Source organism: Marinilabilia sp., assembly GCF_016278715.1.
Lineage (GTDB): Bacteria > Bacteroidota > Bacteroidia > Bacteroidales > Marinilabiliaceae > Marinilabilia.
The window spans coordinates 23,057-34,082 of record NZ_JADQBH010000265.1 but is presented as its reverse complement, the minus strand read 5'-3'; the positions used below and the strand labels follow the sequence as shown (position 1 = coordinate 34,082).

Here is an 11,026-nt window from a genome sequence, read left to right as displayed (position 1 = left end):
CCGATCTGATAATCACTACCAATATCCTGTTGCCCGGTAACACCCCAGCTTACGCGAAGTTTTAATTCGGAAAGAGCGTCAAAACCATCCAGAAATGATTCCTGATTAATTTTCCATGCAAAAGCTGCTGATGGGAAAAGGCCCCACTGATTATCACCCAGAAAACGAGAAGAACCATCATTTCGGAAAGTAGCCGTCAACAGGTACTTATCCATCAGTGTATAATTCATCCGTCCAAAGAAAGAAACAAGATAGTTCTCTGTAATCATATCGCTGCTCACAGGAATCACATAACCTTCTTCGCCTTGAGGAATAAGTCCTCTGGTAAAACTATCGCTTTCACGCTGGAAATGTTGCCATGAATAACCTGCAGTAAGATCCAGTCCATGAGCCTCACCAAAATTATTGTTGTAGTTCAGGTAGAAGTCAAGAAGATCATTGGTATTCTGAGCACTGTAATTATTCACCTTTCCTGTAAATGTGCCATCGAGCTGAGTATTGGTTGTGATGGGACGATTATTGTGTCCTTCGCTTTCGGTACGATCTGTTGCCAAGTTCAAATTGGCATGCAATTCAGGAAGAAACGGCATAGCGTAATCGGCCTGGACATTTGCCATCAGGCGCTTCACTGTAGATTTATTATCTATTTCCATTGCCTGTTCTACAGGGTTAGGAGTTCCCAGATTGGCACCATAAGTCTGCCACTGAAAATAACCACCTGTTGCTGGGTTCCCATCCATAATAGGCTGCGTTGGGTCCATATTTACTGCAGAACCAATAGCTCCATCATCACCGAAGTTATGATCAGTCATCATCCCTTTAACGTTGATATTAAGCTTCAAATTGTCATTCAACAAAGTGGGATTCAAATTGATGGCTCCGGTAAAACGCTCCATATCTGTATTTTTCAGAATACCCTCTTCATTGGTATATCCTACAGAAACACGATAAGGTAATGTTTTATATGCCCCTGAAACACTTAGATTATGGTCATGAGTAAGCGCATTCTGGAATATTTCCTCCTGCCAGTTTGTATTGTAGCTTCCCAATTTGTTAAGGTTGCTAACACCATACAACTCCTCGTTCTCTGAAGCTATCTGACGAATTTCATCTCCTGAAAAAACATCAACATATTCAATAGGACTGGAAACAGAGGTATTAACACTATAGTTAATTCTCATAGGCGCATTCGCCTTACCTTTTTTGGTGGTGATCAAAATAACACCATTGGAGGCTCTGGAACCATAAATTGCGGTTGCTGAAGCATCCTTTAATACAGTAAAGGTTTCAATGTCGTTGGGATTTACCACCGACAAAAAGTTACTACTACCATCTACATCATTATTGTCGAGCGGAATCCCATCAATAATAATTAAGGGGTCGTTTGAAGCATTGAGTGAAGAACCTCCACGAATCCGTATGGTTGAGCCACCTCCCGGGGCGCCACCACTTGGGGTAATTACCACACCTGCACTTTTCCCCACCAATAAATCCTGTGCAGAAGTTATTGCTCCCTTGTTAAAATCGTCAGCACTCACAACTCCAACAGAGCCGGTTGCATCCTCCTTCTTAACAGAACCATAACCAATTACTACAACCTCATCAAGCCCTAAAACTGCAGGTTCGAGTGAAACATTTATTTGAGTTTGTCCGGCTACCGGTACTTCACTGGTATTAAAACCTATAAATGAAAATGCCAAAACAGCATCTTCAGGGGCCTGAACTGAATAAGTACCGTCCACCTGGGTAATAGCACCCTGCTGAGTACCTTTTATTACTACAGTCACACCCGGCAACGGCTCGCCTGTTTCGGCATCCGTAACCGTTCCTGTCACTGTCATCTCCTGGGCAGAGGCACTTAGGAAAAAGCCAAGCCCTAAAAAGAGAAACAGGATTTTGTAAAAACTAAACTGTTTTTTCATAAAACCTTGATTTAAAATAAACTTGATTAAACATTTTTGTGAGAAGACCGTAACTGATATACAGTCTTTTGTGTACCGGATTTTTTCTTCAAGAATCAACCTCTTTATATTGAAGAAGGAAAATGAAACATCGTTATGATTCCAAAACCTGCTTCCAGATCTTTATCTTTACTTTTCACAACAAATTTAGGAATAAAACACCCCTTCGTAAACATTTGTTAACATTGATTCTCGCCTTTTCACACTAAAATCGTCGCAAACGATACCGCAAACGTTTGCGGTATCGTTTGCGAGAAATGGACCTGTTGCACAACATGTTTCCAGAATCATCGCAAACGTTTTCGGAGATTAAAAATATCTCCAAAAACCATATTTATCAGGCATTTAATCTCCATAAACGCAGAAAAACCATCTCAGAAAAGTAAAAAAAGTATATATCGACACATAAAACCAAAAAAAGCCATAAAAGGACTTCGACATCCTTTTAAACGTAATTCCATCATTAAGGCAAACAGGCAGAAGAAGAGGTTTCGATAAGGAATTGGAAGAAAAGTCTCTATTTTTATATATATTTATACAAATTTAAAGCAACGGATGTATGACCGTTCTCAATCAATGTGACACATTATAATATATATGAAATCGAATCACGTTACATTAAAAGATATTGCCCGTATTCTGGAACTATCCCCCTCCACAGTTTCCCGGGCATTAAAAGATCATCCCGACATCAACGAGGAGACCAAAAAGCTCGTGAAAACTTTTGCCGAGAAAGTTAATTATCGTCCTAATGCACTGGCACTAAGCCTTAGAAGACAAAAAACCAATACCATCGGGCTAATTATTCCCGAAATCGTTCATCACTTTTTTTCTTCAGTCATCAGTGGCATCGAAGATTTGGCTTATGGAGAGGGGTACAATGTTATGATTTGTCAATCGAACGAAAATTACCAACGAGAAGTAATTGACACACAGGCACTCATCGACCATCGGGTGGATGGAATTCTGGTTTCCGTAAGTAAAACTACCCGCGACTACAATCACCTCCGCAATGCTTATGACAACGGAATCCCCATGGTATTTTTCGACCGTATTGTGGAAGAGATAAAAACCGACCGGGTGATAACCGACGACTTTCAAGGTGCCCAAATAGCTACCAGTCACCTCATCGAGAGAGGGTGCAAAAATATTTTACATCTTGCAGCTCCACAGCATTTGGTCATTGGAAGCAGGCGAAAAGAGGGCTATCTGAAAGCATTGGAAGATCATGGCATCAAGGCGGACGAAGATTTAATTGTGAAGTGTGATACACGTGAGTATGTTTTCAGCCTTCAGCAACACCTGATGAAACTCATTGAACAGAAACATATTGACGGAATTTTTGCTGTTAATGACAGCACAGCAATTGCGACCATGCAGGCGCTTCAGTCCGAAGGCATTAAAATACCCGATCAGATTAAAGTTATCGGTTTTGGTGATGGCCCCAACGCCGACATCGCCTATCCGCCTCTTAGCACGGTAGAGCAAAAAGGCTATGAAACAGGTCGTGAAGCAATGCGCCTTCTTCTTCAAAGACTGGAAAATCCGGGCATTGAAATTAATTTCTCAACCAAAGTTCTGACTCCAACGCTTAAACAGCGTCAATCCACCTGATTTTTTTTCTTAACGTTCGAAATCAGAATCAAAAACGAATTTCCGAAATCGTTTGCGAAAGGATGCAATCAGTGTAAATATTTTATTTCAACAAACACCGCAAACGATTGAAATAAGTCATTTACAGACACTTTAGCCATTATGGGCAGAATTTAAACATAAAATTCTTTGCAAATAAACCTTAGTTATTCCTACATTTGCATTGTACCGATTTTTTCTTTTGGATTGTAATGAAATAAGCTGACTTTGTATTTTACGAGGTTGTTTTGTTTGAACTTGGAAATCTATGAATAGATAAGGATGCCAGCATTAAATAACGCACCAGGAATTTCTGATTTTCAAAGAAGTTAAAGACAAAAGAACAAGTTTAAGGAGTCGAGTTATTTTTACCCAATCCCACTATTCGATGAGAGTTCTTGAAACATCTCTTCCACATCCTCTGAAAGGCAATTCAACAAAACCGAATGTGCCAAACGGGTGCAATTTTATATATGGCTTTTGCTGATTTTCCGTAACTTCCGGGAATCAACTAACCAATCATCAGTAACAGCAGCTATTTTTTGATGCAGCCATATTGCACATCTTTCTTTTCCAAAATAATTCTTAATTATTCTGATTTTCCACGAAAGTCATCGTTGAGCCATCAATGGCCCCTGCGCTGTCAAACATTCGGGAAATCTGTGATTCATGACATCTGCAAATACAGAGGTCATTGTCACGATGCAAAAGAGCAGTCTTAGACTGATAAAAAAGGAAAAAGCGAAACATGAAGAAGTTACCTCGATTATCAAAAGCCCAGATATGGAATATGAGCATTGGCTTTCTGGGAATCCAGTTTGGATTCGCACTCCAAAATGCCAATGCCAGTCGTATATTACAAACTTTTGGTGCCGACATAGAGCACCTTGGTTGGTTTTGGCTGGCCGCTCCTATAACAGGAATGCTCATTCAACCCATTGTGGGCCATTACAGCGACCGCACCTGGACCAAACTGGGACGCCGGCGACCCTATTTTTTATTTGGGGCCATTTTTGCCGCTCTGGCACTCATCTTCATGCCCAATGCAGAAATTCTGGCAGCTATCATTCCACCCATGTTTGTAGGCGCAGGTATGTTAATGATCATGGATGCTTCTATCAACATCTCAATGGAACCATTCAGGGCTCTGGTGGCGGACAAGCTGCCGCTTGATCAACGAACGCTGGGATTCTCAGTACAATCAACCCTTATTGGAATTGGTGCAGTGGTAGGTTCCTGGATTACCTACGCTCTGGCCGAGTGGTTTAATATTTCAAAGACAGCCCCTGCCGGAAGTGTGCCCGACAACGTGATTTTCTCCTTTTATATTGGTGCTGCAGTTTTAATTATCACCATCATCTGGACAGTGGTAACCACCAAGGAATATTCGCCCAAAGAACTGGAAGAATATACCGGTGAAGGAGAAGAAGTAAATCCGGCAACCGAAATCATCAAAAAAGAGAATGGCTTTGTCCAGATAATGAAAGACTTTGCGGCAATGCCCCGCACCATGAAGCAACTGGGAGTGGTTCAGTTCTTCTCCTGGCTGGCACTTTTCGGAATGTGGGTTTATACAACCCCTGCCATCGCCCAACATGTTTACAATCTTCCTGTATCAGATACCAGTTCTTTAATGTACAACGACGCAGGAAACTGGGTAGGTGTGCTATTCGGGGTGTACAACGGGGTAGCGGCATTATACGCCATGCTGCTGCCATTCATTGCCAAAGCAACCAGTCGAAAAACAACACATGCCATTTCACTCATGATTGGTGCCATAGCACTTATTTCCATCTATTTTGTCAAAGATCCGGATCTGCTTATTGTTCCCATGATAGGAATCGGTATTGCCTGGGCAAGTATTCTTTCAATGCCTTACGCAATTCTTTCAGGTGCGCTGCCTGCTAAAAAAATGGGAATTTATATGGGGCTTTTCAACTTCTTCATTACAATTCCCCAGATTGTAAATGGATTGGCCAGTGGTCCCTTACTCAAACATTTGTTTAATTCTCAGGCCATTTATGCCTTGATAATTGCCGGTTTCAGCCTGTTGATTGCAGCCGGTGCAGTTTATTTTGTTGAAGATAAAGACAACTAAGCCATGATAAAAGCTTGTTTATTCGATTTGGACGGTGTGATTGTAGATACTGCACGCTATCATTTTATTGCCTGGAAAGCTCTGGCCGAGGAGTTGGGATTTGAATTCACCGAAAAGGACAACGAACGTCTCAAAGGTGTAAGCCGCATGAGGTCGATGGATATTCTGCTGGAAATTGGAGGAATTGATTTCCCCCGGGAGAAAAAGGAAGAACTGGCCACCCGGAAAAATGAACATTATCGTTCCTTTATTACTAAAATGGAACCCAACGAAATACTTCCGGGCTCTACTGAATTCATCAAGGAACTCAAAAAACACAATATTAAAATTGCCCTTGGTTCAGCCAGCAAAAATGCTATGACCATATTAGACCGGTTGCAACTGACCGACTGGTTTGATGCAGTAATTGACGGAACCAAAGTAAGTAAAGCCAAACCCGACCCGGAAGTATTCCTTAAAGGTGCAGAAGCATTGGGCGTTTCTCCAAATGAATGTGTGGTGTTCGAAGATGCAGAGGCCGGAGTGGAAGCTGCCCTGGCCGGAGGAATGAAATGTGTGGGTATTGGAACCCCCGAAATACTTGGAAATGCTCATCTGGTCGTTTCCGGATTGCATGAGATGAGTTTTGAAAAGTTGTCCCGATTACAATAGTCCATTAAAAAAAGCTTAAACGCAGAGACACAATGACGCAAAGTTTTTATTATGAGCGAGTTATGCTCTGTTCGCCTGATTTTTTAATGGGTTGATTATCAACTGCTTTTAATCCCGAAGCTTCGGGATAACGGAGTATTGAATTATAAATACAACCAATTAATGATAGAAATACAAAAGCACCGTCAACGTCCTCTCCGTTTCATTCGGAGAATTACCCGATTTCAAACGAAACACAGCTTTTGACATTCACTTAACGAAATTAACGATGAGACAATATTTGAAGCAAGATGAGTGGCGAATAATTGAAGAGGGCTTCAGTCCTGATCACCATAAAGCATCAGAGAGCATTTTCAGTCTGGGAAACGGTCAGATGGGGCAACGTGCCAACTTTGAGGAAGCCTGGAGTGGCCCTACCTTACAAGGAAGTTATATTGCAGGCGTTTACTATCCCGACAAAACACGCGTAGGCTGGTGGAAAAACGGTTATCCAGAATATTTTGCCAAAATATTGAATTCGCCCAACTGGATTGGTATTGATGTGAATATTGACGGAGAAACCCTTGACCTGTTCAAAGCAAAGAAAGTTGAGCGATTTCAACGCATCCTGAATATGCAATCGGGCGTATTGATCCGCTCTTTTGAAGTCACCCTCAATAACGGACAGAAACTATCTGTAAAAACAGAACGATTTCTGAGCATGAAAAGACCCGAAACCGGAGTCATTCGTTATTCAGTAACGCCTGAGAATGATTGCAAAATTATTTTCACCCCGTATATTGACGGTGACGTAGTTAATGAAGACAGCAATTACGAGGAAAAGTTCTGGAATATTCTCGAAACTGATGCCTCAGAAAATCAAGCCAGCCTGCTTTCCCAAACCAAAAAACTGGATTTCAGAGTTGCTTTTGCCATGAAAGCAGAAGTTACAGGAGCTGACAGCTCAGATGTACAGCCCGTAAAAAATGAGAACTATTCCGGGAATCACATTTCTTTAAGAGCTACAGCAAAAAAAACTGTCACCCTCATCAAATACATTGGTGTGTGCAGTTCTTTAAATTACAAAAATGAAGAACTGATAAATGCAGCAAAAAAAGAAGCTTCCAATGCGGAGTTGGTGGGATTCGAAACCTTACTTAAGGAGCAAAAAGCGCACTGGGAAAATATCTGGAGACTCAGTGACATCAAAATAAAAGGAGATGTAACCGCTCAACAGGGAATCCGTTTTAACATTTTCCATCTCAACCAGACTTACACCGGTAAGGATGAGCGACTTAATGTGGGTCCAAAAGGTTTCACAGGAGAAAAATATGGCGGAACAACCTATTGGGATACAGAAGCCTACGGTATTCCATTTTTCCTGATGACCGCTCCTCAAAAAGTAGTCAGGAATTTGTTGGTTTATCGTTACAAACATCTGCAGAAAGCCATTGAAAACGCCAAGAAACTGGGATTTACCAACGGTGCCGCACTCTACCCGATGGTTACCATCAATGGCGAAGAATGCCACAATGAATGGGAAATCACCTTCGAAGAGATTCATCGAAACGGAGCCATTGCTTTTGCCATTTATAATTACATTCGCCACACAGGAGACACCAATTACCTGGCCGAATACGGTCTGGAAGTGCTTATCGGCATTGCCCGCTTCTGGAGTCAGCGGGCCACCTTCTCTCAGGATAAAAAGAAGTTTGTGATTCTAGGGGTAACCGGCCCCAACGAATACGAAAACAATGTCAACAACAACTGGTACACAAATAAAATTGCCCGGTGGTGCCTTAATTATGCGCGCGAAGCCCTTGACATTGTGCAAAAAAACAACCCAGGCAGATTTGATGAAATAGTTGAAAAAGTGAACCTCGATACCAGCACCGAATCCGGAGTTTGGAAATCGGTAGCCACTAATTTGCATTTACCCTACAACAAAGATGAGGAAGTTTTTCTGCAACAGGACGGCTACATGGACAAAGAGCAAATCACAGCCAATGAACTGAGTCCGTCCATCCGCCCCATTAACCAGCACTGGTCATGGGACCGTATTCTCCGGTCCTGCTTCATCAAACAAGCAGACACCCTGCAAGGGGTATATCTTTTTGAAGAAGAATTCGACACGGAAACCATTCGCAGGAACTTTGCGTTTTACGAACCACGGACTGTTCACGAATCATCCCTTTCACCTTGTGTCCACACCATTCTGGCTGCACGCATCGGTAATCCCGACAAAGCGTATGAAATGTATCTACGCACCAGCCGACTGGACATTGACGACTACAACCATGAGGTACATGAGGGGCTGCACATCACCAGCATGGCCGGAACCTGGATGTCCATTGTGGAAGGATTTGGTGGAAAAAGGGTTTACAAAGACGGAAAACTACGGCTATCTCCCATTATCCCAAAACAATGGGACGAATATGCCTTCAGAATTCGTTTTCACGAAAATGATTTGGAAGTGAATGTAACCCAAAATGAAGTTGAAGTCTTTTCACATGCAGACGAAGTAATTTCTCTGGTATTGTACGGAAAAGAGATTCGGATAACACCCGGAAAGTCAATAAAAGAACCATTAAACGTCAAATATTATGCATAATACAAACAGATTCTTCGTATTTCTGTTTTCAATCCTGCTGCTGGCCGGATCTATTCCGGCAGAGGCAAAAACAGAAGTAAATGACCGTCTTGAACCCTCATCGTGGTGGATTGGATTCAAAAATCCGGTGGTACAATTGCTGGCTTACAGCGAGGACATTGGCTACCTTCGACCCGAGACAGATTATCCGGGGGTTTCCATACAACGCATTACTGCTGTTGAGAATGCCAACTATCTTTTTATTGATTTATTGATAGAAGAGGACGCTCAGCCAGGCAATGTGGAGATTCATTTCTCCGATGGAAAAAGAACAAAAAAAACAATGGTGCTAGAGCTGAACCAAAGAGAAAAGGGTTCTGCCACCCGGGAGGGTTTCAACAGCACGGATGCCGTTTACCTGCTCATGCCCGACCGCTTTGCCAACGGCAACCCCGACAACGACAATGTCGCCGGAATGCGCGAAGAAGCTGATCGGGAGGCTCCTTATGGGCGTCATGGAGGCGACCTTCAGGGTGTCATGAATCACCTGGACTATATTGCAGACATGGGTTTTACCGCTATTTGGTTAAACCCGGTTCTGGAAAACGATCAGCCAGAATCATCCTATCACGGGTATGCCACTACCGATTACTATAAAATTGATCCACGCTACGGAACCAATGACGATTACCGGGAATTGGTAAAAAAGGCCAATGAAAAAGGGCTGAAAGTAATCAAGGACATGATTTTTAATCATTGTGGAAGCAAACACTGGTGGATGGAAGATTTGCCTTCGGCCGACTGGATCAATTACGATGGTTTTGTAAGATCCAATTACCGACTATCCACGATTTCTGACCCCCATGCATCGCAGGCCGATTTAAAACTTGCCACAGAAGGGTGGTTTGACAGTTCAATGCCCGACCTGAACCTGAGAAATGAACTGATGCTCAACTACCTGATTCAAAACAGTATTTGGTGGATCGAGTATGCCGGACTGCAGGGAATTCGTCAGGATACCTATCCTTACCCCGACAAACACGGCATGGCCGAATGGAACAAACGCATCAACATGGAATATCCCAATTTCAATATCGTGGGAGAATCATGGATTGGCGAAGCTGCAAAGCTTTGTTACTGGCAAAAAGATTTCCCCAATAGCGACGGATTCAATTCTCACCTTAAAAGCATCATGGACTTCCCTTTAATGGATGCCATGCATAAAGCCTTCAACGAAGAAGGTGGTGGCTGGAACGATGGTATGGTGCGTCTGTACGATGTATTGGCCAACGATCACCTGTACCCCAACATCAACAACCTTATGGTCTTTCCTGAAAATCACGATGTAGGCCGAATTTACAATATCCTCAACAACGATCTGAAAAGCTTGAAAATGGTTACTGCCTTCTTTACCACCGTAAGAGGTATTCCTCAATGGTATTATGGCACCGAGTTGCTTATGGATGGCAACGGCTACGACGGACATGCGCACATTCGCCACGACTTTCCAGGTGGATGGACCGGTGATGAAGTAAATGCTTTCGTGCGTGATGGACGTACCGAAGAACAAAACGAAATTTTCGATTATTTGTCGAAAATATTGAATTATCGGAAAACCAGCGCCCCCATTCATCATGGGAAAACATTGCAGTTTGTGCCCGAGAACAATGTTTACGTCTATTTCAGGTACCTGGACGACCAGGCCGTAATGGTACTTTTAAACAATTCCAACGACGAAGCCCGAACTTTAGATGGCTCTCGTTTTAACGAAATTCTCTCCAACTATTCGGAGGGGAAAGATGTAATGACCGAAGAGGCTGTCGCTTCATTTGATTCATTTGAGATTCCGGCTAAGTCGGCTAGAATTATCGAATTAAACTAAGCTAGCTCAACAAATATCTGTTCCGTGGAATCCTGCAACAGGGGCCCGTTCTTGTGTTCCTGTTGCATTTACACAACAATGTCCGGTTATTTTATCCCGGTTATAGAAATCAATAGTTCGTTAAAAAAAACCTAAACGCAAAGACGCGATGGCGCAAAGTTTTTATTACCAGAGAGTTGTGATAAATATTGCGCATTGTGCAAATTACTCACTAACAGGCATTTAATCCCGAA

The 11,026-nt window shown here is 42.5% G+C and carries 6 protein-coding genes; 5 read left to right on the top strand and 1 reads right to left on the bottom strand.

From position 1 onward, the window contains the following. Positions 1 to 1,922, bottom strand: a 1,922-nt coding sequence (locus QZZ43_RS16255; protein WP_291861569.1) for a SusC/RagA family TonB-linked outer membrane protein, incomplete at its 3' end; no start/stop codon positions are given. A gap of 636 nt (positions 1,923 to 2,558) precedes the next feature. Here QZZ43_RS16255 and QZZ43_RS16250 point away from each other — a divergent pair. The 5 genes from QZZ43_RS16250 to QZZ43_RS16230 all read left to right on the top strand — a co-directional run bounded on the left by QZZ43_RS16250 (position 2,559) and on the right by QZZ43_RS16230 (position 10,793). Next, positions 2,559 to 3,575, top strand: a complete 1,017-nt coding sequence (locus QZZ43_RS16250) for a LacI family DNA-binding transcriptional regulator (RefSeq protein WP_291861567.1) — start codon at positions 2,559 to 2,561, stop codon at positions 3,573 to 3,575. Between the two features lie 766 nt (positions 3,576 to 4,341). After that, a complete protein-coding gene (locus QZZ43_RS16245) occupies positions 4,342 to 5,691 on the top strand; it encodes an MFS transporter (protein ID WP_291861565.1) in 1,350 nt (449 codons plus the stop codon). Between the two features lie 3 nt (positions 5,692 to 5,694). Then, the gene (gene pgmB, locus QZZ43_RS16240; RefSeq protein WP_291861563.1) at positions 5,695 to 6,342 is read left to right on the top strand and encodes a beta-phosphoglucomutase; all 648 of its coding nucleotides are present in this window, start codon (positions 5,695 to 5,697) and stop codon (positions 6,340 to 6,342) included. 268 nt (positions 6,343 to 6,610) lie between these two features. After that, on the top strand, positions 6,611 to 8,932 hold the full coding sequence (locus QZZ43_RS16235) for a family 65 glycosyl hydrolase domain-containing protein (protein WP_291861561.1): 2,322 nt from the start codon (positions 6,611 to 6,613) through the stop codon (positions 8,930 to 8,932). Then, entirely contained in the window at positions 8,925 to 10,793 is a 1,869-nt protein-coding gene (locus tag QZZ43_RS16230; protein WP_291861560.1) for a glycoside hydrolase family 13 protein, read from the top strand. Before QZZ43_RS16235 ends, QZZ43_RS16230 begins: the two co-directional genes overlap by 8 nt. Positions 10,794 to 11,026: the final 233 nt, after the last annotated feature.

What these genes read in the sequence shown, in the direction of transcription:
- QZZ43_RS16250 (WP_291861567.1), top strand. Translation starts at nt 2,559, where the DNA reads ATGAAATCGAATCACGTTACATTAAAAGATATTGCCCGTATTCTGGAA.
- QZZ43_RS16245 (WP_291861565.1), top strand. Translation starts at nt 4,342, where the DNA reads ATGAAGAAGTTACCTCGATTATCAAAAGCCCAGATATGGAATATGAGC.
- pgmB (WP_291861563.1), top strand. Translation starts at nt 5,695, where the DNA reads ATGATAAAAGCTTGTTTATTCGATTTGGACGGTGTGATTGTAGATACT.
- QZZ43_RS16235 (WP_291861561.1), top strand. Translation starts at nt 6,611, where the DNA reads ATGAGACAATATTTGAAGCAAGATGAGTGGCGAATAATTGAAGAGGGC.
- QZZ43_RS16230 (WP_291861560.1), top strand. Translation starts at nt 8,925, where the DNA reads ATGCATAATACAAACAGATTCTTCGTATTTCTGTTTTCAATCCTGCTG.